Origin of the sequence: Niallia sp. FSL W8-0635 (genome assembly GCF_038007965.1) — a bacterium.
GTDB lineage: Bacteria > Bacillota > Bacilli > Bacillales > Cytobacillaceae > Niallia.
Genome location: NZ_JBBOYD010000001.1, coordinates 2,375,186 through 2,399,787 on the forward strand (window position 1 = coordinate 2,375,186; position 24,602 = coordinate 2,399,787).

The 24,602-nt window shown below is 35.3% G+C and carries 21 protein-coding genes; 16 read left to right on the forward strand and 5 right to left on the reverse strand.

What is annotated here, in order from left to right; translation table 11 throughout:
- Positions 1 to 110 precede the first annotated feature (110 nt).
- Entirely contained in the window at positions 111 to 1,184 is a 1,074-nt protein-coding gene (locus tag NYE52_RS11375; protein WP_341193163.1) for a branched-chain amino acid aminotransferase, read from the forward strand.
- Between the two features lie 32 nt (positions 1,185 to 1,216).
- The gene (locus NYE52_RS11380) at positions 1,217 to 1,456 is read left to right on the forward strand and encodes a hypothetical protein (protein WP_341193164.1); all 240 of its coding nucleotides are present in this window, start codon (positions 1,217 to 1,219) and stop codon (positions 1,454 to 1,456) included.
- 242 nt (positions 1,457 to 1,698) lie between these two features.
- On the opposite strand, the gene NYE52_RS11385 is transcribed toward NYE52_RS11380, so the two are convergent.
- Positions 1,699 to 2,526, reverse strand: a complete 828-nt coding sequence (locus NYE52_RS11385) for a Cof-type HAD-IIB family hydrolase (RefSeq protein ID WP_341193165.1) — start codon at positions 2,524 to 2,526, stop codon at positions 1,699 to 1,701.
- 174 nt (positions 2,527 to 2,700) lie between these two features.
- Here NYE52_RS11385 and NYE52_RS11390 point away from each other — a divergent pair, with 174 nt between their 5' ends.
- The gene (locus NYE52_RS11390) at positions 2,701 to 2,901 is read left to right on the forward strand and encodes an IDEAL domain-containing protein (protein WP_341193166.1); all 201 of its coding nucleotides are present in this window, start codon (positions 2,701 to 2,703) and stop codon (positions 2,899 to 2,901) included.
- Between the two features lie 574 nt (positions 2,902 to 3,475).
- Positions 3,476 to 5,266 carry an oligoendopeptidase F gene (pepF, locus tag NYE52_RS11395; RefSeq protein ID WP_341193167.1) on the forward strand — a complete coding sequence of 597 codons (1,791 nt, stop codon included), beginning with the start codon at positions 3,476 to 3,478 and terminating at the stop codon, positions 5,264 to 5,266.
- Between the two features lie 304 nt (positions 5,267 to 5,570).
- Here the strand turns inward: pepF and NYE52_RS11400 are convergent, their stop codons facing one another.
- The gene (locus tag NYE52_RS11400) at positions 5,571 to 6,473 is read right to left on the reverse strand and encodes a LysR family transcriptional regulator (RefSeq protein ID WP_341193168.1); all 903 of its coding nucleotides are present in this window, start codon (positions 6,471 to 6,473) and stop codon (positions 5,571 to 5,573) included.
- A 139-nt stretch (positions 6,474 to 6,612) separates the two neighbouring features.
- Between NYE52_RS11400 and gltB the strand changes: the two genes are divergently transcribed.
- The 8 genes from gltB (at position 6,613) to NYE52_RS11440 (ending at position 19,631) form a co-directional block, all read left to right on the forward strand.
- A complete protein-coding gene (gene gltB / locus NYE52_RS11405) occupies positions 6,613 to 11,166 on the forward strand; it encodes a glutamate synthase large subunit (RefSeq protein WP_341193169.1) in 4,554 nt (1,517 codons plus the stop codon).
- Between the two features lie 15 nt (positions 11,167 to 11,181).
- The gene (gene gltD, locus NYE52_RS11410; RefSeq protein ID WP_341193170.1) at positions 11,182 to 12,675 is read left to right on the forward strand and encodes a glutamate synthase small subunit; all 1,494 of its coding nucleotides are present in this window, start codon (positions 11,182 to 11,184) and stop codon (positions 12,673 to 12,675) included.
- 1,117 nt (positions 12,676 to 13,792) lie between these two features.
- Positions 13,793 to 14,323 carry an HD domain-containing protein gene (locus NYE52_RS11415; protein ID WP_341193171.1) on the forward strand — a complete coding sequence of 177 codons (531 nt, stop codon included), beginning with the start codon at positions 13,793 to 13,795 and terminating at the stop codon, positions 14,321 to 14,323.
- Positions 14,324 to 14,421: 98 nt separating this feature from the next.
- Positions 14,422 to 16,608 carry a DEAD/DEAH box helicase gene (locus tag NYE52_RS11420; RefSeq protein WP_341193172.1) on the forward strand — a complete coding sequence of 729 codons (2,187 nt, stop codon included), beginning with the start codon at positions 14,422 to 14,424 and terminating at the stop codon, positions 16,606 to 16,608.
- A 122-nt stretch (positions 16,609 to 16,730) separates the two neighbouring features.
- Entirely contained in the window at positions 16,731 to 17,393 is a 663-nt protein-coding gene (locus NYE52_RS11425; protein WP_445669149.1) for a peptidylprolyl isomerase, read from the forward strand.
- An 83-nt stretch (positions 17,394 to 17,476) separates the two neighbouring features.
- Positions 17,477 to 17,914, forward strand: a complete 438-nt coding sequence (locus tag NYE52_RS11430; protein ID WP_341193173.1) for a peptidylprolyl isomerase — start codon at positions 17,477 to 17,479, stop codon at positions 17,912 to 17,914.
- A gap of 92 nt (positions 17,915 to 18,006) precedes the next feature.
- Positions 18,007 to 18,753, forward strand: coding sequence for an SDR family NAD(P)-dependent oxidoreductase (locus NYE52_RS11435; protein ID WP_341195168.1), 747 nt, complete (start codon positions 18,007 to 18,009; stop codon positions 18,751 to 18,753).
- Positions 18,754 to 18,857: 104 nt separating this feature from the next.
- Positions 18,858 to 19,631 (forward strand): TerC family protein, encoded by a 774-nt coding sequence (locus tag NYE52_RS11440; protein ID WP_341193174.1) that lies wholly within the window; start codon positions 18,858 to 18,860, stop codon positions 19,629 to 19,631.
- 55 nt (positions 19,632 to 19,686) lie between these two features.
- On the opposite strand, the gene NYE52_RS11445 is transcribed toward NYE52_RS11440, so the two are convergent.
- Positions 19,687 to 20,205: a ribonuclease H-like YkuK family protein gene (locus NYE52_RS11445; RefSeq protein ID WP_341195169.1), complete on the reverse strand. Its 519-nt coding sequence runs from the start codon at positions 20,203 to 20,205 to the stop codon at positions 19,687 to 19,689.
- A gap of 311 nt (positions 20,206 to 20,516) precedes the next feature.
- Here NYE52_RS11445 and NYE52_RS11450 point away from each other — a divergent pair, with 311 nt between their 5' ends.
- Complete coding sequence (locus tag NYE52_RS11450) at positions 20,517 to 21,413, forward strand: DUF4349 domain-containing protein (protein WP_341193175.1); 897 nt, start codon at positions 20,517 to 20,519, stop codon at positions 21,411 to 21,413.
- A 207-nt stretch (positions 21,414 to 21,620) separates the two neighbouring features.
- Complete coding sequence (gene lepB, locus NYE52_RS11455) at positions 21,621 to 22,097, forward strand: signal peptidase I (RefSeq protein WP_341195170.1); 477 nt, start codon at positions 21,621 to 21,623, stop codon at positions 22,095 to 22,097.
- 58 nt (positions 22,098 to 22,155) lie between these two features.
- On the opposite strand, the gene NYE52_RS11460 is transcribed toward lepB, so the two are convergent.
- Both NYE52_RS11460 and NYE52_RS24740 read right to left on the reverse strand, forming a co-directional pair.
- Entirely contained in the window at positions 22,156 to 22,413 is a 258-nt protein-coding gene (locus NYE52_RS11460) for a DUF2533 family protein (protein WP_341193176.1), read from the reverse strand.
- A 91-nt stretch (positions 22,414 to 22,504) separates the two neighbouring features.
- The gene (locus tag NYE52_RS24740; protein ID WP_445669108.1) at positions 22,505 to 22,822 is read right to left on the reverse strand and encodes a DUF5658 family protein; all 318 of its coding nucleotides are present in this window, start codon (positions 22,820 to 22,822) and stop codon (positions 22,505 to 22,507) included.
- 178 nt (positions 22,823 to 23,000) lie between these two features.
- On the opposite strand from NYE52_RS24740, the gene NYE52_RS11465 reads away from it, so the two are divergent.
- Positions 23,001 to 23,954: a tyrosine-type recombinase/integrase gene (locus tag NYE52_RS11465; protein ID WP_341193177.1), complete on the forward strand. Its 954-nt coding sequence runs from the start codon at positions 23,001 to 23,003 to the stop codon at positions 23,952 to 23,954.
- 185 nt (positions 23,955 to 24,139) lie between these two features.
- Positions 24,140 to 24,583: a CoxG family protein gene (locus tag NYE52_RS11470; protein WP_341193178.1), complete on the forward strand. Its 444-nt coding sequence runs from the start codon at positions 24,140 to 24,142 to the stop codon at positions 24,581 to 24,583.
- Positions 24,584 to 24,602: the final 19 nt, after the last annotated feature.

The window sequence follows — 24,602 nt, forward strand, 5'->3', positions numbered from 1 at the left end:
TTGTTTAGTTATGCAAAATTATTTTTTAACTTTTTATCAAAATTACTTTCTCTAGCGAAACTTTGCGTTATAATAAATAGAAATAATAGTTAAGATAAGGAGAATGGAACGTGACAGAACAAACAATCACTGTAACTTTAGCAAAAGAAAAGAAACCAAAACCGGATCCTTCTACATTAGTATTTGGTAAAGTTTTTACTGACCATATGTTTATGATGGATTATTCCATAGACAAAGGATGGCATGATGCACAAATTCTTCCATACCAACCAATTACTTTAGATCCTGCTTCTGTTATTTTCCACTATGGACAAGCAGTTTTTGAAGGTTTAAAAGCTTATTTAACAGCGGAAGGGAAAGTTCTTTTATTTAGACCTGAGAAGAATATGGAGCGTTTAAATAAATCAAACGACAGACTATGTATTCCTGAAATCGATGAAGAGTTTGCGTTAAATGCTTTAAAACAATTGATTAATATCGATAGAGAATGGATTCCAAATGGTGAAGGAACTTCTTTATACATAAGACCATTTATTATTTCTACACAACCATATTTAGGTGTTGCCGCATCTGTTAGCTATAAATTTATGATCATTTTATCTCCTGTAGGTTCGTATTATAAAGAAGGGGTAAAACCAGTGAAAATCTTTGTAGAAAATGAATATGTACGTGCAGTTGCAGGTGGTACTGGTTCAGCAAAGACTGCTGGTAACTATGCAGCAAGCTTAAAAGCACAGCAAATTGCAACAGAAAAAGGCTATTCTCAAGTTCTATGGTTAGATGGTGTCGAAAAGAAATATATTGAAGAAGTCGGCGCAATGAACGTATTCTTCAAAATCAATGGAGAAGTAGTAACCCCTCAATTAAATGGTAGTATTTTAGAAGGTGTAACAAGAAGAAGTATTATGGAATTATTGCAATATTGGAATATTCCTGTTACAGAAAGAAGAATTACAATAGCTGAAATTTTTGAAGCACATAAAAACGGCCAGTTAGAAGAAGCGTTCGGTACAGGAACAGCAGCGGTTATTTCTCCAATTGGTGAATTTTTCTGGAATGAAGAAAAAATCGTCTTAAATAACGGGGAAACAGGAGAATTGGCTACAAAGTTATATGACACAATTACAGATATCCAAAACGGAAGACAAGAAGATCCATTTGGCTGGACTGTCGAAGTGAAATAATCCTTTTACAAGGAAAATAAAGGAGCATCTTAATGGGGAATAAAAGCCACACGCTAAATTTTGGATGGAATTTAATTGCACATAAAGACTATAAACTATTCTCTAACCAAAACGAATATGTATTAATGGATTGGGATGGAGATGTTGTTCTATGTGTTTCTGTTCAAGACCATGAGATAGAGGTCCTTCGAAGTAATTGGAATCTTCATTTTAAAGTGAATTTAGCTTTTAAAACGATTAAGGTTTTTAATGAGCCAGATGAGGAAGAGTAAGTAATGGATTTTGGTGGATAAACGATTAAATGCTCTCTAATAAAGGCATACCTATGCAGAATAGGTATGCCTTTATTTCATTAAGCAATCAAATGTTTAAATGAAATTATTTCATAGGTTATACAATTAAGAAGAATGAGGAAGGAGAGGAAATAAACATTTAATTATCTTAAAGCAGAATTACAAATGACAAAAAAGCTGTGGCGCATAATATCAACACAGCTTTTTACAAACAATATTTTTTACACCTGCTTAGCAGTAATAGCATCAAGGATAAAAGTATTAATTACCTTAGCGACACCATCATTATTATTGGTATCTGTGACAAAATCTGCAAGTTCCTTCACATCATCAGGGGCATTGCCCATTGCAACTCCAAGACCAGCAAATTCAATCATGGCAACATCATTATAGCTATCTCCTATGGCGATAACTTCTTCTCTTGTAATCCCAAGTTTTTCAATCAGGATCGCAAGGCTTGTCCCCTTTGTAACTCCTAATTCCGTAAATTCAAGGAAGAAGGGTTTAGAACGCATCACACTTAAATCTTCTGCTAACTCTGCTTGCAGCGTTGCTTCTACTTCTTTTAGGTGATCTTCTTCTTTCACCATTAATACCTTTACAACAGGGGATGAAACAGTCTGTTTGAAATCCGCAACGGTTTTGATAGGTAAGCCGGTAATTTGCGCTTCGATTTCAGTGAAAGGATTATTCTGTTGTGTAATGATTTCATCCTGTATATACGTATGAATCCAAACATTTTCTCTTTGGCTTAAATCAAAAAGAGCATGAACGGTTTCTGGAGAAAGTGTACTGCTAAATAGTTCTTCACTTGTTTTACAATTTGTTATTTTCGCTCCATTAAAGGAAAGAATGAAACTGCCATATTCAGCAAGCTTTAACTCTTTTGCTGCATCTTGCATAGCATATGTTGGTCTTCCAGATGCAAGGACAACCTTAACACCGTTTTCTTGGGCTAGCATCAAAGCTTTTTTTGTAGCATCTGAAATAATATGGTCATCTGTTAATAAAGTATCATCCATATCTAATACGATCATTTTATAACTCATTTTACATTTCCCCTTTCCTAATCTCTATAAAGAATACATGAAAATCAGAATTTAGCCTATACATAAATCCATTTTTCAAGAAAAGTTTTAAAAGGAATAAATTTCCTCAAAAAAGTATTTGAATTATCAGAAAATTACTGCTATACTGTAAAAAAGAACAAGGGGTTGATTCAAATGGAAAAGTATTTATTAAATGCACCAAAACAGTCTGTAGGAAATGTAGTTGATTCTTTATTTGCTGAAATGGTATTAGAAAAAGCCCTTTACGACTTTCGAAAAGCTGAACTAAAAAAACAAATTGACGAAACATTAATTGCTGGTGACAAAGAAAAGTTTTATCACTTAACAGAAGAGTTAAAGCAGTTAACCGCATAATAATCTTATTAATTTATACTAGTTATCACATATTAGCTGTCCTAAAAGGGAGGACCTCAATGAATTTTCTATTATAGGATTCATTGAGGTTTTTCCCTGCAAAAAAGGATAGCTTTTTATTTTTTTATATTCCATTACAAAATAAAAACTGCCGATAAACATAGGTTTATCGGCAGTGTATGGGACACTTAAATGTGTCCTACGTATTGAGGCAATAAACTACGCTCCACATAGCGCAATAACGTTCATTGACTTATTCAATATAGCTCATCGCTAGATTAATATAACATAGTTACTAGAGTCTTAGCAAGCTTTTTCTTAGAAACCTGTTTTTTTGCATTTATTTAATAGAAGAAATTCATTGTTATCCATATTATCCACGCAAGAGATTATCCAAATAGTATTATCTAAAAATAATATTATTCCCAGAAATCCCAAATTAGATTAAATGAAACGTTTGTACTTTACACAAAAGGATAATGCTAGGTATGATTACAGCATATACATAGATTCCATTCTATTTTATTTGTATGATAACAAGTAAGATAGAAAATCAAATGAATGGAGGAAGTTTATGAATACATATAAGACAAGGGAAGATGTCGCTGATTTAGAAAAATGGAATTTGGCAGATATTTATCAAACAGAAGAAGACTGGGAAAAAGATCTTCAATTAGTGGAGAAAAAAATCGAGGAGCTTGCAACATTTAATAGCAATATTATCAATGGGGCTAGTTTATTAGCATATCTTACTCTATCAGAGGAAGTTAGTTTTATTTATCGAAAAGTATATGCCTATGGAATGCTTCTATTAGATTTGGATACACGCAATACAAATGCACAAAGTCTCATAGAGAAAGCACGTTATGTTGGACAGAAATACAGTAGTGCAACCTCCTTTTTTATGCCCTATTTATTATCTTTAGAAGAAAGTAAGTTAAAAGCATACATAAAAGAAGAAGAAGGGTTAGCCTATTTCGAAAAAGACTTATTTGAATCTTTTCGCTATAAAAAGCATGTTTTAAGCAAGGAAAAAGAAGAGATATTATCTGAATTAGGGGAAGCACTAGGCGTACCGAGCAATGTATTCGGAATGATAAATAACGCAGATATTACTTTTGGAGAAGTAACAAATGAAGATGGAGAAAAGGTTGAATTAACAAGAGGAATGTATGCCAAAAGAATCGAAAGTGAAGATCGAGAAGTAAGGAAAGAAGCATACCAAGCATATTACAAGCCATATATAGGACTGAAAAATACCATTGCTACAACGTTTAGTGCAGCAGTGAAAAACAATGTAAAAACAGCGAAACTAAGAAATTATCCTTCTGCATTAGAAAAAAGTTTGTTTGGGGACCAAGTTCCTGTAAGTGTATATAATAATTTAATTGCGACTACACGAAAGAATTTACCTTATATGGATGAGTATATGCAATTCCGCAAAAAACGACTACAGCTTGATGAACTACGTGCCTATGATTTAAGTGTTCCATTGGTCGGAGAAGCAGCCAAAGAAGAGATTAGCTATGAGGAAGCATTTCAAATAATGATTGAGGCACTCAAGCCATTAGGGGAAGAATATGTTTCTGTATTAAAAAGCTTTAAAGAGAATCGTTATTTAGATGTAAGAGAAACACCAGGGAAACGATCAGGCGCTTATAATTTAGGCTTATATGGTGTTCATCCATATATTCTACTAAATCATCGAGATGATTTAGATAGTTTATTTACACTTGCTCATGAATGCGGACATGGAATGCATTCTTATTTTAGTAGTAAACATCAGCCGCAAATAAGCGCAGGCTATAGCATTTTCGTGGCGGAAGTCGCTTCTACTGTGAATGAAGTATTGTTAATTAGACATTTATTAAAAAAAGAGAAGGATCCACTGAAAAGAGAGCATTTATTACATCACTTCATTGATAGCTTTAAAGGTACGTTCTTTACACAAGTGATGTTCAGTGAATTCGAAAAAACAGTGCATGAACAGGCGGAAAAAGGGCTTCCGCTATCATTGGATTTTTTCAATGCAACCTATGAAGAATTGTTTAAAGCCTATAATGGTAACGATTTAGTAGTGGAAGAGCAAGTGAAATATGGATGGGCAAGAATCCCTCATTTTTATCGTCCGTTTTATGTTTATAAGTATGCAACAGGGTTTGCTTCAGCTATAAATATAGCTGATAAACTATTAGAGGGTAAGGCAAAGGACGTAGAAAATTATTTAGACTTTTTAAAAAGTGGAAGTTCTGACTATCCACTTGAGCTTCTCAAAAAAACTGGTGTCGATTTAACAACACCAGAGCCTATCGATCATGCGCTAACGATTTTTCATTCTTTAGTGAAGGAAGTTTTAGAAAAATAATAAATGGGTAGAAAAAAGGGTCTAAAGCTTTGACTGTTTTCGGAAAGTGTGTTGCTTTGACCCGCAGCCTGCATACACTTTGCTTTCTCCGAGGCGAGCTGTCGCCTCGAAAAACAAATGAAATACCCGAATTTAAAAGTCGGCCACCAACAATTATGATTATATTGCAGTTTTTCAGTGGACTCCTCGCTTATTCCATAGGAGTCTACGCGTATTCAGTCTGCTCTCATTTTCCAACAAATAAAAAACGCAACATTCTTTTGAAAACGCCAAAACTTTAAAAGTTAGACCCTTATTCCTTCGTTTATTGATATTTTTCTAATATCGTGAAGAAATCGATGACAAATCGTCGAAAGGTTTGAACAGATGGAGGAGATTCTCGATTGCTTGGAACGATAATTCCGACAGTTCGACTGATAATTGGATCTTCAATTGGTATTTTCACCGTAAACTTTGGAACCGTGTCATAAAAAGTGCTCTCTGGTAGCAACGTCACACCCATACCCGCAGAAACCAATCCTTTAATCGCATCTAAATCCTCGCCTTCCGCATTTATATTTGGTAAAAATCCTTCTTGTTTACAAGCATCTATGGCAATTTTTTGCAAGATATAGCCTTCTGGAAATAAAACAAATTCATCATTGCGTAAATCTCGTAAGCGTAAGGATCTCCTTTCGCTTAACAAATGCGTGCTCGGTAATAAGGCAAAGATTTTTTCTGTAAACAAAATGTTCCCCGTTAATAAAAAATCGTCCGTAGGTACAGGACCCAAGAAGGCTAAATCTAAATCTCTATTTTTTACACCTTCTGTTAAAAAATGATAAGATCCTTGCCGTAATTGAAATTTCACATTGGGATGTTTTTCTTTAAAGGCAGAAATAACCGTTGGTAGTAAATGACTTGCAAGACTTGTTGGAAAGCCAATTTTTATCGAGCCTCTTTCTGGATCCAAATAGGCATTTACCTGTTCAATAGCACGATCAACTGATTTGACGATAGCAAGAGAATGGGTTAAAAATATCTTTCCAATCGAAGTCAGCTTTACATTTCTACCCTCACGTTCAAATAATTGAACACCTAGCTCATCTTCTAAGTTTGCAATTTGACGACTAACAGCAGATTGGGCAACATGCAGATGTTCAGCGGCAGCTGATACATGCTCTCTTTCCGCTACTTCAATAAAATATTTTAGTTGTCTCAGTTCCATTTTTATCGACCTTCTTTATTATTATCTCATTTTTAGATTATTTCTATCTAAATGATATATTGTACATATGAATTTGTATAGTATAATTGAATTATCTGAATAAAAAAATTTGTTAGAAAATCTGACAGGGGTGGTTGAAATGACGTACAACCAAATGGAAAAAGCGCAGGGCTTATATAGACCGGAATTTGAACATGATGCATGTGGAATCGGACTGTACGCTCATATAAAAGGGGAAGCGACGCATGACATCGTTACAAAAGGATTAAGCATGCTTTGTAAATTAGATCACCGTGGTGGGCAAGGGAGTGACCCATTAACAGGAGATGGTGCTGGATTAATGGTACAAATCCCAGATGCTTTCTTTCGGAAAGAATTAAAAGATATCAATCTGCCAGAACGTGGCCAATATGCAGTTGGAATGGTCTTTTTCTCAAAGGATGATCCAAATCGAGACAAAATCGAGACAAAAATTAATGAATATATTGCAGAGGTCGGAGAAGTACTTTTAGGTTGGAGAACTGTACCTACTGAATTCAGAAAAATCGGAAAAGTTGCACAAGAAAGCTGCCCGGTAATTCGGCAAGTATTCATTCAATCAAATCAAACAAATAAAGATAAATTAGCGTTTGAACGCAAATTATATATTATCAGAAAATTAGCAGAAAAATGGGGAAGCGACGAAGAGAAAGAGTTTTACTTTGCGAGTCTTTCATCAAGCACAATTGTCTATAAAGGATTATTAACATCTGATCAAGTAGAAAGCTTTTATTTAGATGTTCAAGACCCAGCATTTGTTTCTGCTTTCGCCATTGTGCATTCTCGTTTCAGCACCAATACATTTCCTAGCTGGGAAAGAGCTCATCCAAATCGATACTTAATTCACAACGGAGAAATAAATACATTAAGAGGAAACTTTAACTGGATGAAAGCAAGAGAGCAGCAATTTGTATCAGAGGTTTTTGGAGCAGATTTAGAAAAAGTGTTGCCAATTTTAGATTCCAATGGAAGTGACTCCTCTGTATTCGACAATGCATTAGAATTCTTTATCCTATCTGGGCGCACACCAGCTCACGCGGCAATGATGATGATTCCAGAGCCTTGGACAGAGAACCCGCATATAACAAAACAAAAAAGGGATTTTTACGAGTATCATAGTAGCTTAATGGAACCATGGGATGGACCAATGGCCATTACTTTTACAGACGGAAAACAAATTGGTGCGATTCTTGATCGTAATGGATTACGTCCAGCAAGATACTATGTGACGAAAGATGATTATATCGTTTTTTCTTCAGAGGTTGGCGTTGTACCAGTTGAAGAAGAAAACATCCTTTATAAAGAGCGCTTAAGTCCTGGAAAAATGCTATTGATTGATTTAGAAGAAGGTCGTATTGTTTCCGACGAAGAATTAAAGAATTCAATTGCATCCGAGCATCCATATGCAGAATGGTTAGAGGAAGTTGTTCGCTTAGAGGAAAATAAAGAAGAAAAAGCGGAGACATTTCCTGATTTAATAGCAAGGCAGAAAGCTTTTGGCTATACGTATGAAGATGTGCAAAAAAATCTTATTCCTGTTGTAATAGAAGGAAAAGATCCAATCGGTTCAATGGGAAATGATACGCCGCTAGCTGTATTATCCAATAAGCCACAATCATTATTTAATTATTTTAAGCAGCTATTTGCTCAAGTAACCAATCCGCCAATTGATGCTATTCGCGAACAGCTAGTTACATCAACTCTTTCTTGGTTAGGAGCAGAAGGTGATTTACTTCACCCTGATGCAAAGAACTGTCATAGAATTCAGTTGAAAACGCCTATTTTATCTAATGGTGATGTGGAACAATTGCGAGCTAATTCTATGACAGAATTTACAGCTAGAACAATCGATGCTTTATTTACTGATGATTTAGAGGAAAGCATAAATAGCCTTGTCCAAAAGGCAGAAGAAGCAATCGCCCAAGGTGTATCCTTACTGATTCTTTCTGATCGCACAATGAATAAAGAGGAAAAAGCAATTCCTGTTCTACTTGCTGTAAGTGCATTACATCAAGATTTAATTAAAAAGGGGCTTCGTGCGAAAGCAAGTATTATTGTTGAGTCTGGTGAAGTACGTGAAGTACATCATTTTGCAAGTTTAATTGGTTTTGGTGCTGATGCCATTAATCCATATTTAGTCTATGCAACATATAATCAAGCAATAGAAGATGGCATCTTGTCTCTTTCTTATGAAGAAACGGTAGCTCGATACAATACAGTAATTACAGAGGGTGTCGTTAAAGTAATGTCTAAAATGGGCATTTCTACTGTACAGAGCTATAGAGGTGCACAAATTTTTGAAGCGGTTGGTATTGGAAAAGAAGTAATCGATCGATACTTTACTGGAACTGTCTCCCAGCTTGGTGGTATCGGAATAGAAATTATTGCGGAAGAGGCAACAAAAAGACATATGTTAGGCTATCAAGAATCAATCGATGAAACATTAGATTCAGGAAGTGATTTCCAATGGAGAAAAGGCGGAGAACACCATGCTTTTAATCCAAAAACAATCCATACTTTACAATGGGCATGTCGACAAGGGGACTACGGATTATTCAAACAATTTTCTGAAGCGGCTAATGAAGAAAGCATGAGTTTTTTGCGTAATTTATTTGCTTTTGATGGATCAAGACAGCCGATCGATATTAATGAAGTGGAATCTGTCGAATCAATCGTTAAACGATTTAAAACAGGTGCTATGTCATTTGGATCTCTAAGTAAGGAAGCACATGAAACATTGGCAATTGCGATGAATCGATTAGGCGCAAGCAGTAATAGTGGTGAAGGTGGAGAAGATCCATCCCGTTATTCATTGGATGAAAATGGCGATAATCGCAGAAGTAATATTAAACAAATTGCATCTGGGCGATTCGGAGTTAAAAGTCATTATTTAATCAATGCGAAAGAACTGCAAATTAAGATGGCGCAAGGAGCAAAGCCTGGTGAAGGTGGACAGTTACCAGGAAACAAAGTATATCCTTGGGTTGCAGAAGTACGTGGGTCCACACCAGGTGTGGGATTGATTTCACCACCACCACATCATGATATCTATTCAATTGAGGATTTATCCCAGCTTATCCATGATTTGAAAAATGCAAATAGAGATGCACGTATTTCCGTTAAATTAGTTTCAAAAGGCGGAATTGGGACAATTGCAGCTGGTGTTGCAAAAGGTGCAGCAGACGTTATCGTTGTGAGCGGTTATGATGGAGGTACAGGAGCATCTCCTAAAACGAGTATTAAACATACTGGTCTTCCATGGGAACTTGGCTTAGCTGAAGCTCATCAGACATTAATGTTAAACGGTTTAAGAAGTCGAGTAGTGCTTGAAACAGACGGAAAGCTAATGACAGGGAAAGATGTTGTTCTTGCAGCCCTTCTAGGAGCAGAAGAATTTGGTTTTGCAACAGCTCCGTTAATTGTAATGGGATGTGTGATGATGCGTGCGTGTCATTTGGATACTTGTCCAGTTGGCATTGCAACACAAAACCCAGAGCTACGATATAAATTTGCAGGAGATCCAAATCATATCGTTAACTTCATGCGCTTTGTAGCGGAAGAGGTACGTGAGTTAATGGCACAATTAGGTTTCCGTACAGTGGAAGAAATGGTTGGTAGAACTGATGTGTTAAACGTTAGCACAGAAGCGAAAACGCATTGGAAAGCGAAGGACTTAGATTTATCTAAACTTTTATATAAAGTGGATGGTCCAAGAACGTTCCAAACGCCGCAAAATCATAAGATTGAGGAAAGCTTAGATATTCAAAAGATTCTTCCAGCCGTTAACAAAGCAATAAAAAACAAAGAAACACTAGATTTACATTATTCTATCCGAAATACAAACCGTGTAACAGGTACGATTGTTGGTAGCGAAATTTCGAAGCTATACGGAGAAGCAGGTCTTCCAGAAAATACGATTAATCTTCATTTCACAGGATCAGCTGGTCAAAGCTTCGGAGCGTTTATTCCAAAAGGCATGAGCCTTTATTTAACAGGAGATGCAAATGACTACATCGGCAAAGGGCTATCAGGTGGGAGAATTGTCGCAAAAGCACCAGCAGTAAATTCTTATACAGCAAAAGATAATGTTATTATTGGCAATGTAGCATTTTACGGAGCGACAAGTGGAGAAGCCTTTATTAACGGTAAAGCAGGCGAACGTTTCGCTGTTCGAAACAGTGGTGCAAGTATCGTTGTAGAAGGCATCGGAGACCATGGCTTAGAATATATGACTGGTGGGGAAGTTATTATTTTAGGAGATGTTGGTAAAAACTTTGCAGCTGGTATGTCTGGCGGAGTTGCTTATGTATTATCAAAGGATGCAGACCAATTTAAAACATTATGTAATAAAGAAATGATTATTTTTGAAACACTTGAAGAGAGAGCAGAAATAGAGAGAGTAAAAGGACTAATTGAAAAACATGTAGCTTTAACAGATAGCTTGTCAGGCCAACAAATACTTGCTAATTGGGATAAATATGTAGGACAGTTTGTTAAAGTAATTCCGAAAGACTATAAACGAATGATCGCAAATATTCAAAAAGGCTTAGAAAGTGGCTTATCAGAAGAAGCTGCTGCAATGGAAGCTTTTGAAAACAACTCAAAACAAGACAAAAAAAAACAAACAAATAAAATAACCGTCTTAGTTCAGTAGAAAGGAGAGAACAGAATGGGAAAAGCAACTGGATTCATCGAATTTAATCGGGAGGAAGCGGAAGAAAGAAATCCGCTTTCCCGCCTAAAAGATTTTAAAAAATATTCTGCTCCTTTCGCTGATGATGTCCTTCAAAGACAAGGGGCACGCTGTATGGACTGTGCAACACCATTTTGCCATATTGGAATGGAAATCGCCGGAAGTACATCTGGCTGTCCTATCCATAACTTAATTCCTGAATGGAATGACCTTGTTTATAAAGGCAGATGGAAAGAGGCGTTAGACAGATTATTAAAAACGAATAACTTTCCAGAATTCACCGGTAGTGCATGCCCAGCACCATGTGAAGGTTCTTGTACGGTCGCAATCTCTGATCCTGCCGTTGCGATAAAAAATATCGAGCGCACCATCATTGATAAAGGTTTTGCAAATGGATGGATACAACCGCGAATTCCTCAAAAGAGAACAGGAAAAAAAGTAGCAATTATTGGATCTGGTCCTGCAGGACTTGCTAGTGCGGATCAATTAAATCAAGCTGGGCATTCTGTAACGGTTTATGAAAGAGCAGATAGACCAGGCGGATTATTAATGTACGGTATTCCAAATATGAAAATCGAGAAAAAAGACGTTGAGCGCAGAATTAAGCTTCTTACCCAAGAAGGTATTGATTTTATTACTAGTACAGAGGTAGGAAAAGATATTACAGCAGAAGAATTAAGAGAAAAGTATGATGCCGTCATTCTTTGTACAGGTGCTCAAAAGCAAAGAGATTTAGTCATGGAAGGCAGAGATGCGGAAGGTGTACACTTTGCCATGGACTATTTAACTGGCGTTACAAAAAGTTTACTAGATTCTAATTTGAAAGATAGAAACTTTATTGATGCTGAAGGCAAGGATGTCATTGTTATTGGTGGCGGAGATACAGGTGCCGATTGTGTTGCAACAGCACTTCGCCAAAAATGTAAAAGCGTCGTCCAATTTGGCAAACACCCTAAGCTTGGATTAATGCGCACAAGTGATAATATGTGGCCAGCATCCCCAAATGTTTTTACTTTAGAATATGCTTACGAAGAAGCGGAACAGAAGTTTGGGGAAGATCCAAGACAGTATGGAATTCAAACAAAGAAAATGGTTAAAGACGAAAATGGTAGATTAAAAGAATTACACACCGTTTCAATGGAAAAAATAAAGCAAGAAGATGGAACATTTATTTTTAAAGAAATCCCAGGAACAGAAAAAGTATGGCCAGCACAGTTAGTTTTTATCGCAATCGGGTTTGAAGGACCAGAACAACCTGTATTAAAGCATTTTGGTCTCGAAACAATGAACCGTAAAGTCGCTGCTGCCTATGGTGATTTTGAAACAAATCTAGAAGGTGTTTTCGCAGCAGGCGATGCACGCAGAGGACAAAGTTTAATAGTATGGGCAATTAATGAGGGAAGAGAAGCTGCTAGAAAAGTAGATGAATACTTAATGGGTGCTTCGATTTTACCAACTGTTAATGCTTAAAGATAAAAGACTGGGACATAAGTATTCCAGCTTTAGCTAAACTCGAACAACCATAAGAGAAATCTACATGGTTGTTCGAGTTTTTTATTAGTCTTATAAAAGGTTCAGTTCGTGTTAATATCCGCAGCCTAAATACACTTCGCTTTCCATGGGGCGAGCGCCGAGCCGCTTCGTCGCTATGCTCCTGCAGGGTCTCGGACTTTCTCGCAGCTCCCATAGGAGTCTACGTGTATTCAGGCTGCTCTATTTTTCTTACTAACTTATATTTTCTTGAAAAAATAATAAGTTTTTAGGTAATTGCCTTTAAAAACGAAGTGGATTGGAGCGGAAAGCACTCGACTCCTGCGGGAAATAAAGAAAAGGCTGAAGCACAGCAGCACAGCAAGGAGGCTCAGCTTCCTCCTCGGCGTATCGTGTGTTTGTAGCCAATGGAACAAATTAGTTTTTACCTTTTACTATATTAAAAAGATAAACAACCAGTATATGAAATCAGTCTTAATCTATGAATTAAATTAGAAATTGTTCGTTTTTACAGATTAACTATTTAGTTTTGTCCCAGACTCTTCGTTGAATCTACCTGTTAGAACTGCACTTTTTGTTTTATAGAAAAAGGAAAAGGTTTCATATAATCAGCTTTAGGGGAATGTTAGGTATATTAGTAGCTGTGTTACGTCGTTATGTATACAAAATGTAAACGGATTAATAGCTATGCAACAAAGATAGAAAATCAAGGAGAAAAAGCAATAGAACACTCTGTCTTCAAACTAAAAATTTTACGCATTCAAAATATTATAAAAATTAAAACTAAAAAACATTCCATTAAACAAAACCTATTTTACATCATTTTCAAGATTCTTTGTAGTTTTAGGTGTTTTTTATTATCATTTTATAAAAAATATAATATAATAGGAAAAATACTTTTTTAACTGGTTTGATAAGGAACGATAAAACAATTAAATAATATAGCTCAACCCTATATGGGTGTTTTTTTATAAATAAGGAATATAAGGTTTTGTTTCACATAAGAAAAGATACCTTTTCTTCAGACTATCATCTGGTAAACTACAACAGAATTTCAAAAAGAAAAGTGTTCATTTAAAGAAAGGAAGTGTCGGAGATGAGAGATGTTAAACTTATCGATATTTATAACCACCATATTGCACAAAAATATATTACACGTTCAGGTTTAGCTCATGCTCTGGCAGTTGCTTATCATGCTTTTGAAATGGCAAAAGAATCAAATGTCGATGTCGATAATGCAGCTAAAGCCGGATTTTTACATGACATGGGTCATTACACCTGGTATAAAGATGGGAAATGGGATTATAAATTATATAGACAAAACGATATTCATCCAATAAAGGGAGCAGAAAGAGCACATAAATTATTAATTCGTTTAGGAGAGAATCCTGTAAAAGCAAAGGAAATTGCGTTAGCGGTTCTTTTTCATACCGATAGCTTTATTCCAGGAGGTTCCGTAATACTCTCACCCTTACAAAAAATCGTAAAATTAGCAGATGAAAAGGATGAAGAACCTGGTGGACATCATCACTATCGCACGATAACGAAGGAACGTGCTTTAAAAAGCCTCGAACGATTAGATGCTAAAATAGATGAATATATAGAAAGACAGAAGGATATGGATTAAATAGTAAAGAAGGATAGAAATAGTTTTTCCTGTTTCTATCCTTCTTTTTTTGTATGTTATAATAGAAAAATCGATTTTTAGAAAAGGAATAAAGAGAAATGGCAAACATTATCACGTCCATCAAAGAATGGCAACAAGCACTTCAGATGGAAATAAATTATTTAAAAAAATATGGCCAATCTAAAGTGGCTTTATCTAATGGGATCCGATTAAATACTGAAAATGATTATACCTATTACTTCGAAAGTATTGGTAATCTTAAGGTTCCAATTGGCTCGAATGTAATCATCCATTGGGGAGCTCAGGCGGTTAAAGGACGCGTATTATCGGCAGATGGAAAAAGTCTTCTAGTCATCTTAGAGAAGATGATTGGCGAGGATGTTGCAGAAGCTTATTTGTCCCATGATCCATGGGAACTGTTAGAACAACTGCAAATTCGCTTTGATACGATAAAAAAAAATAAACGGAAGCTAAGTAGAATAGTAAAGTTAATGCGTCCAAGTGAAACAACGAAGCATCCTACTGATCAGTTGAAAAACCATGTTCATGAGCTTTCATTAAGATGTAAATATAATCCCGTCTCCTTTGTATGGGGACCACCAGGAACAGGGAAAACATATACACTAGCAAGAGTCGCATTACAACGATATTGGAAAGGCAAGCGAATACTTGTTTTAGCGCAAAGCAATCAGGCAGTCGATGTATTACTTACAGAAATCACCACAACCATAAAAGAAAAGGACCGTTTTCAACTTGGCGATATTCTTCGATATGGTGGCAATAGCAGTAACGGCAGTTTGGAACAAGAGAAAATCACAACAAGCTCTCTACTAGATAAAAAGGATATGGATCTTGCAAAACAAAAACAACTGTTTTTAGAAGAAAAGCAGAAGCTTCGACAAGATCTTGCTAGTGCATTCACAATGAGAGATTCTTCCCAGCTGTTAGAAATGGAAGAAAAATTAGCAAGCGTTATGGAAAAAATCCGTAAAAGAGAAGTACAATTTGTCCAAAAAGCAAGAATTGTTGGCACTACCTTGGCTAAGGCTGCAACAGATCCAGCTATTTATGAGGATGAATATGATTTAGTTATTTTGGATGAAGCAAGTATGGCATATATTCCACAGGTGGCATTTGCAGCATCGCTCGCAAAACGAATCATCATATGCGGTGACTTTAAACAATTACCTCCAATTGCGACGAGCCGTCATGCATTAGTGGATAGATGGTTAAAAGAAGATGTTTTCCATGCAACAGGTGTTGCTGATACGGTGCATACTTCCTCCATGCATCCCCAGCTTTTGTTATTAAATGAGCAAAGACGTATGCATCCATCGATATCCGAATTTACGAATAAATATATCTATCATTCATTAGTAGGAGATTACAAGAATGTCGAAAAAAGCAGAAAATCGATTGCAGATCAATCCCCCTTTAAGGGTAACGCGAGCGTATTATTAGACTCCAGTTATTTTGGAGCATACGCCACTTTTGAAAAAGCATCTAAATCTCGCATGAATTATATCCATCTTCTCCTTGCCTTACAAGTTGTCCATGAAGCATTAAGCGACAAAGGGACAAGAAGTATTGGCTATGTCACTCCATATCGGGCACAGGCTGATATAATGGAAGCACTGGCTCACGAATTTTTTCCTGAAGCAGTGGCTGATAAGCGCTTAATTATAGCAACCGTCCATCGTTTTCAAGGAAGTGAAAGAGATGTAATCGTCTTTGACAGTGTAGAAGCTTCCCCCTTTTCACGACCTGGCATGCTTTTAACAGGTAAAGAGAGCGAACGCTTAATTAATGTTGCGATTAGTAGAGCCAAAGGGAAATTTATTCATATTGCTAATAGAAGCTTTATCCAAACAATGATTGATCATCGCAAAACGATTCATCAGCTAGTCAGTCACCAAGAAAGGGTCAATAAGGTTGTTACTAATCAACAAATTGGTGAATGGATGCAACAAAAGAATCCCAAACTTTTTTGGACACATGGTCAGAGAACCGATTTATTAAAGAAAGATATGAATCGTTCACAAAAAGCGGTATTCGTGTCGATTCCACAATCGAAAGGGAACCTTAGTCAAGAATGGAAGCAAATTTTTGCTAAATCAAATGTTATTCGTTCTCCTGATATTCCGTTTCCTATGATTATTATCGACGAGAAGGTCGTTTGGTTTGGTTTTCCAGTAGAAATGGTTAACGGCAGTAGGCCACCATCATTAGCAGTCCGAATTCATTCCCCCTATCTAGCTGCTTATCTTTTAAAATATATAACGTAAAGAAAAGACGTACCAATTTGCTTGGTGGTACGTCTTTTCGCTTTCAACAAATAGGTTATTCATTGAATAGAAGCAAAGATTTCGCTAAAATGAGGTGGAAACTGTGTATAGGAGGAGTTGTCATTTTGAGAAAAAAACGGACTAAATGGATGATGGCCTTATTTTGCATATCCATCCTATTATTAATTACAGGCTGTGGAACAGCGGATACAGCCCCATCAAAGGAAGAGGATAAAACAGAAAGGAAAGCGATATCTTCCGATGATTATCCAATTGTAACCATTACAATGGAAGATGATTCGAAAATGGAAGTGGAGTTATATCCGGATAAAGCACCTAATACAGTAAATAACTTCATTTCATTAATCAATAAGGGATTTTATGATGGCTTAATTTTTCATCGAGTGATTCCTGATTTTATGATTCAAGGGGGAGATCCGAATGGGAATGGAACAGGCGGTCCTGGTTACTCTATTAAAGGCGAATTTTCAGACAATGGATTTGAGAACGATTTAGAGCATGAAAGAGGCGTGATTAGTATGGCAAGATCTCAAATGCCAGACTCTGCCGGCTCCCAATTTTTTATCATGGTAGCAGATGCTCCCCATTTGGATGGCCAATATGCACCATTTGGTAAGGTAATAGAAGGTATGGATGTAGTTGATAAGATTGTAGCAACTGAAAGAGATGAGCAGGACAAGCCTCTAAAAGAGATAAAAATGAAGAAAGTCACAGTTGATACAAAAGGAATAAATTACGAGGAACCTGAAAAAGTAAAAGAATGACTCAGCAAATAAACGTTTTATTTTCTTTCTTAAGCAAAAGATGATATGATAAAAGCTGATTTTGAATTAAGGAGATGGTAAACATGGCAACAAAAGGATACATATTAATGCAAAATGGCGAAAAAATCGAATTTGAATTATATCCAAATGAAGCTCCTGGAACAGTAGCAAACTTTGTAGAACTTATTAATAAAGAGTTCTATAACGGTCTAACTTTCCACCGCGTCATTCCTGGTTTCGTAAGCCAAGGTGGAGATCCAAACGGAAATGGTACAGGTGGTCCTGGTTACACTATTAAATGTGAAACTGTTGGAAATCCTCATAAACACGTAGAAGGTTCTCTTTCTATGGCACACGCAGGTCGTGACACAGGCGGAAGCCAATTCTTCATCGTTCATGAGCCACAACCACATTTAAATGGTGTTCACACTGTATTCGGACAAGTTACATCTGGTATGTCTACAGTTAAAGCGATGAAAAACGGCGATGTAATGGAAAAAGTAGAAATTACTGAACAATAATCCAAACAAGGCAGGCTGAGAAATTAGCTTGCTTTTTTTATAATTGTTTTACTTAAATACATACTTTTCATTTGTTTATAGGGAGGTAGATTATATTGTTTAAAGATAAAGTTGTGATTGTTACAGGTGCTAGCAACGGAATCGGAAGAGCGATTGCAACAGCCTATTTACAAGAAGGGGCCAATGTTGTCCTCGCAGATATAGATGAATCTCAAGGATATCAAGTACTTGAACAGTTGGTTCTTAAAGAGAAAGCCTTGTTTATCAAAACAGATGTACGAAACGAAGCGGAAATCATCGAAATGGTTCAAACGACAAAAGCTAAATTTGGAAAAATAGATATTCTTATTAATAATGTCGGCAAAGGGATTTTCAAATCCTTTTTTGATTTATCTATTGATGAATGGGATGACGTACTAAATACGAATCTTAGAAGTGTGTTTCTTTGTTCAAGAGAAGTAGCCAAAATCATGCGTGAACAAAAGAACGGTGGCTCTATTATCAATATGTCATCTAGCAGAGCGTATATGTCTGAACCAAATACGGAAAGCTATAGCGCAAGTAAGGGTGGTATTATGGCGATTACCCATGCATTAGCAAATAGTCTTGCAGACGCTCGCATAACCGTAAATAGCATTTCACCAGGGTGGATTGAAACGAAAGATTATGAAAATCTACGAGAAATCGATCATGAACAGCATTTATCAAAAAGAGTCGGCAAACCAGAGGATATAGCAAGAGCCTGTCTGTTTTTAACAAACCCGCAAAACAACTTTATCACTGGCACAAATCTAATGGTAGATGGTGGTATGACGGTAAAAATGATTTATGAAGAATAAAGATATCATATTTTCACATTTCTATTAATAGTTGCTATCTGAAATTGATAGGAGTATAATAGCTTCCATATGATTACATTTAATTAATAATGGAGGCTTTTTAAGTGGACGTTTTACACCAGATATTATCAACCTATGCTTCATTTTTTGATTGGGAGATGTGGGGAGAAGTATTAACAGATCCGGTTTCATGGGGATTAATTGGATCGTTAGTCATTTTAGAAGGCTTATTATCAGCAGATAATGCACTTGTTTTAGCGGTAATGGTTAAACATTTGCCACCAGACAAACAGAAAAAAGCATTAACGTATGGATTATTTGGAGCTTATTTTTTCCGGTTCTTCTTTATTGGAATAGGCGTATATTTAATTCACTTTACATGGATTAAAGTAATAGGAGCTGCATACTTAGCTTGGATTGTGATTAAGCATTTCTGGATTGGTGATGGGGACGAGGATGCATCAGCAATGAAAAAGGATAGTTGGACAATAAGACTATTTGGAGTTTTCTGGGCAACTATTATTTCCGTCGAGTTAATGGATTTAGCATTCTCTGTAGACAGTATTCTAGCTTCCCTTGCAGTATCAAATGAAATCTGGATTCTCTTAATAGGTGGTATGCTTGGTATCTTGATGATGAGAACTGTCGCAAAATTATTCCTTGTTCTTATTGAAAAAGTACCGGAATTAGAGAATACAGCATTTGTATTAATCGGAATTATCGCGGCCAAAATGTTTGCAAGTATTTTCGGCTTTGAATTAGATCACTATGTATTTTTCGCGATTCTGATTGCTGCGTTTATTATCACCTTTATTATTCATTTTATTAATAAAAACAAAAAGATATCCGAAGAAATTGCTTCAACAAAAGAAGAATAATTTTTGTAACCTGTTCTGATTTAGGACAGGTTTTTTGATGCGGGCAAAGAGGAATTTACTTCGTATATTTATTAGCATAAGAAGAGGCAACAAAAGAATCCGGCTTTATTTTTGGTTCAATGCCAATTGACTCAATTCTTGATACCATTTCGTTTACAAAATCACGCGTTTTATTTCGTCGTCCGGCCCCAATATCAATATGTCCTTCAATGGAGAAAGTGGCTCCTTGATAAACAAATGGTAGAACGACATCTATTAACTGATTTTTCTTATCTTCTGTAAAAAGACTAACAACCTCTTCCGTCAGTGTCGTCTCGTAGGAAATTTTCTCATGAAGTCTTAAAACCTTCCTCGGTAAGATAACTTTTCTTATGCAAGCCCACGCTCCCTTACCTTTATTCATAATTACAATGCCTGTAATAAAAGTCGTATGCTTTGCATGGACTTGTGAATCGGTGCCAATCATTAATTGATAATTACCAGCCGGATTTCGAGACATAAAGGAAAGAATCCGTTGAAATACAATATCAAACGTCATATTCTTTTCTTGTAGATTTTGAAAGGTTATTTCCATATGCCTGTCTAACTCCACAAAAATCCCTCCATATAAGCGTAATTTCCCAACTCATTTTATACCATTGTATGTTCAGCAAATGGAATTATCACTGAAACTAAACTTGTATTATCATATACACAGAATAGTAAATTGGTGTAAATGATTATCCCTATATTTGTAAAAATTTCATTTAAATGGCCCTTTCCCTAAGGAAACCATGTATTATATAGAAAACCTTTCAGAAAATCTTGTAATCAAAACGTAATAAATCTGAAACTATTTTATTTCTTATCCGTCTAATGGGTAACTGAACTTAGGAGGAAATATAGATGAAGAATTATCGTGTAATCTCTTATTTGTTTCTATTACTTATATTTTTGTTAACTGCCTGTAGTAGTTCTGAACAAAAAAACGCTGACACCGAAAGCAGTTCTGAATTTGAGATGGCTAATTTAGACTCTAGTAGCGTAAAAGAGGAACTATCAGCAAAAATTAGTAAAGAGAATAAGGAAAGTGACATAACAAAAAAAGCCGAGAATGACCGGATGGTGATATACAATGCCAATCTGTCCCTACAGGTTAAAGACTATCATCAAGTCGAAGCAACGATACAAAGTAAAGCAACAGAGCTGGGCGGTTATGTAGTAGAATCATCTATTTACGATAGCGGGACTGAATATATAAATGGCACGATTATTGTGAAAATTCCACAAGATAATTTCCAATCCTATATAAAGGAAGTGGAAAAAAACAGTATAAAGGTTAAAGAGAAAAGTGTATCAGGTAATGATGTTACAGAAGAATTTGTTGATTTGGAATCTCGGTTAAAGGCAAAAGAAGCAGTGGAAAAACGGCTGTTAACCTTGATGGATCAAGCCAACAAAACCGAAGACCTTCTAAAAATTTCAAATGACCTAGCAATCGTACAAGAAGAAAAAGAACAAATTTTAGGTAGGATGAAATTTTTACAAAATAATGTAGACTATTCAACTGTAACAATCCAATTACAAGAGGAGTTAGTGAAGGTTGACGCTATTAAAGACAAAGAATCTCTAAATACATGGCAAAAAGCAAAAAGTCAATTTGTTAGTACAATTAATGGTTTGATTTCCTTTTTATCGGGAGTAGTCGTATTTGTTATTGGTTTATCACCAATAATCATCCCAATTGTGATAGTTCTAATTATTTGGATTATTTATCGAAAAAAGAGAAAGCATCAAGAATAGGACAATCAGATAATATGGTATAATGATAGTAATTATTAGCTTGTAAATGTTCCAGTAGATATAGGAAATACGAATGCAAAAATATTTTAAATAGTCAAAGGAAAACAAAAATATTCTATTAATTTTCTATCCCCACAAATAAACAAGGAGGAAGGAGGAGCTAATATAAATAATGCTGAGTTTAAGAAAGAAGTAAAATCATGGGTAATCGCTCTTGGATGCGCATTCGTTTTTGTCTTTATATGCAGGAACTTTATCTTTACTCCTGTTAAAGTAGTTGGTCAGTCCATGCAGCCTACATATGAAAATCATGACCGAGTAATCGTCTCTAAAATTGGACAAATCAAGCATTTTGATACTATTGTCTTTCATTCACCGATTGAGAAGGAAGATTATATAAAAAGAGTTATTGGCTTACCAAATGATACAATTGAAATCCAAGATGATGTTCTTTATATTAACGGTCAAAAATATGAGGAACCCTATTTACAGCAAAATAAAAGCGAATTGCTTCCTAATCAAAAATTAACAGAAAATATCAAGATTAAAGTTCCAAAGGGCCATATTTTTGTACTAGGGGATAACCGACAAAATAGCATGGATAGCAGACAAATTGGATGCATTTCAGAAGAGGCTGTTATTGGAAAGGCAATTTTCAGATTTTATCCTGGAAAGGAAAATTAATAATTAGAATAATAAAACAAGCATTGGTAAATGGTTCATATACCAATGCTTGTTTCTTTTATTTGGAACGATTAACAAATTCAACAACCATTTCTTTAGAAACTTGTTTTCTTGTTGGAACAACTCCAAGTCGAGCTAGCTCATTCATTTGTTCCGTTACTTCATTTATTTTATCAACAGAAAAATTCTCCCCAGCTTTAAAAAGAAAAATAGCTTCTTCAATCAAGGATTCGCGTTGCTGATCTAATTGCTTATAATAATTAACTCGAGAATTTACTTCTTCTACATGTTTGGTAATTGCTTTATGTACACTCATAATCTAGCTCCTTACTTTTTATATATAATTATTTTAATATTTAATCGATTGAAAATAAAGAGTTTATTTAGTTTACATAATAACATTATGATTAACTAAATGTTTTTGTAATCCAAACAATATGTAAAAGGAGGATGGAGGAATATAACATTAATGGAATAGACAGTAGAAAAACCCATAAACGTATATTTTTACTAGAAAAAGAGATAGCTAAGTATACGAGGAAAAAAGACAGAGCTACTTTTAGTAGAAGGAATAAAAAAGGGGAAATTTCCCATAGATAATTCATCAGTGGATTAGCTTCAGATATGTGGTTTAATTTGATTCCTAGAAAAGTAAAAATACCATCGAAAAAATTTAATAGGCTAAGCAGGAGAAAAAGAAGCTTCATACAATCACTCCTCATCATTATTCCTAATTATCCCAATTTAAATGATAAAATGATATAGGCCATTACATACAAATCAATAATTCATTCTTTTGTAGGAGTTTTAACAACATTACCGCACATAATATCTCTTATGTGCGGTTTTTGAAGAAATATAGTATACTAAAATTACTACTTTATAGATTAGGTGGCTATACATATGATCACAAAGGATACATTATTTTCGTGGTACGAAGAAGAGTTAACCCTTTTTCGGACAGAAATGGATAATAAAGATTACAGTAAATTTACAATCGAAAATTATTTGCGGGATATCTATTTCTTTTTAGAATTCATAACGCGAAAGAAAGAAGCTTATACGGATTTAAGTACGGTGAAGAAATTGCAGATTACTCTCTTTATGAATGAACTAAAAACAAAACGCGCAAATGCTAGTAGTTCGAGAAATAGACGGTTAACAGCCATTCGTTCCTTTTATAAATGTTTAGTAGATTATGAGCTTGTTCCAAAAAATCCAGCGATTGATTTAGAAAGCGCGAAAGAACAAAAGGGAAAACTGCCAAGCTATTTGGAAAAAGAAGAATTAAAGTCTTTTTTTGACATGATTGGAAGGGTATCGCAAAAGCAACATCAAAGACGAAATAAAGTAATCCTCGGTCTAATGGCGTTCGCAGGCTTACGGGTAATGGAAATACATTCTCTTAATTTGTCTTCGATTAATCAAAATAGAGGAATTCACGTACTAGGAAAAGGAAATAAAACTCGTTATATTCCATTACCAAAAAAGCTCATGGAAGAACTACAATTATATATAGAAGAAAACAGGATTTTCCCAATGAAAGGGCAGGAAGATGCTCTCTTTATTTCCCGAAAAGGAAAACGAATTTCCAGGAGAAGGATTCAAGAAATTACAGAGCGGATCATTGATCAAATGGGAAAAGAATACCCAGATTTAAAATGGAAGGAAAAGGGGATATCCAGCCATAAGTTAAGACATAGTTTTGCGACACATTTAGTGAGAGATGGGCGTGATATCCGAACCGTACAAGAATTGCTAGGTCATACTAATTTAAATACAACACAAAAATACACACATGTTTCCGATTCTCAAAAGGAAAAAGCAATGGATTTAGAAATTTCAGATTACTTATAGAAATACCATAATAATATTATGTAAACAAGATAGTTTTCTTACTCATATTCAATCATTTGACAGAATATATATAACGAGATGAATGAAAAAAGTAATCCCTTTGCTTTTTAGCAAAGCTATATCCCATGAGCTTATAAAAGAGAAGGGATTAGTCTGTCAATGAAAGATAAGGGAAGTGTTTTTCGATGCCAAGTAAAAAGCATTCAATTATCGTCCATGCAAATGCAAAAAAGGTTTGGGATTTTGTTCGCTCCATGAATAATTGGGCTCCTCTAGTGCCTGGCTATATCAACCATCAAATCATAAATGAAAAAGTTTCAACATGGGAATTTAAAATTGATATGGGGCTTTTTAAGAAAAAAGTAGAAATGGAAGTTACAATATTAGAATGGAAAGAGCCATCGAAGGTAACATTTGATTTAGTAGGCCTTAATGAGCATTTTGAAGGAAATGGCTATTTTATGGTAGAAGTAAAGGATGCAAATTATACAATAATGACGGGCTATTTAGAAATCAATTCTACAGGCACTTTTCCTAATGTAACAAATAGTATCATGCAGCCTAAATTAGAGGAAATAGCCGAAGAATTGACGGTTGCCGTCAGCAAAGCAATAGAGAATTTACGATAATATCATTATGTTAACTAAA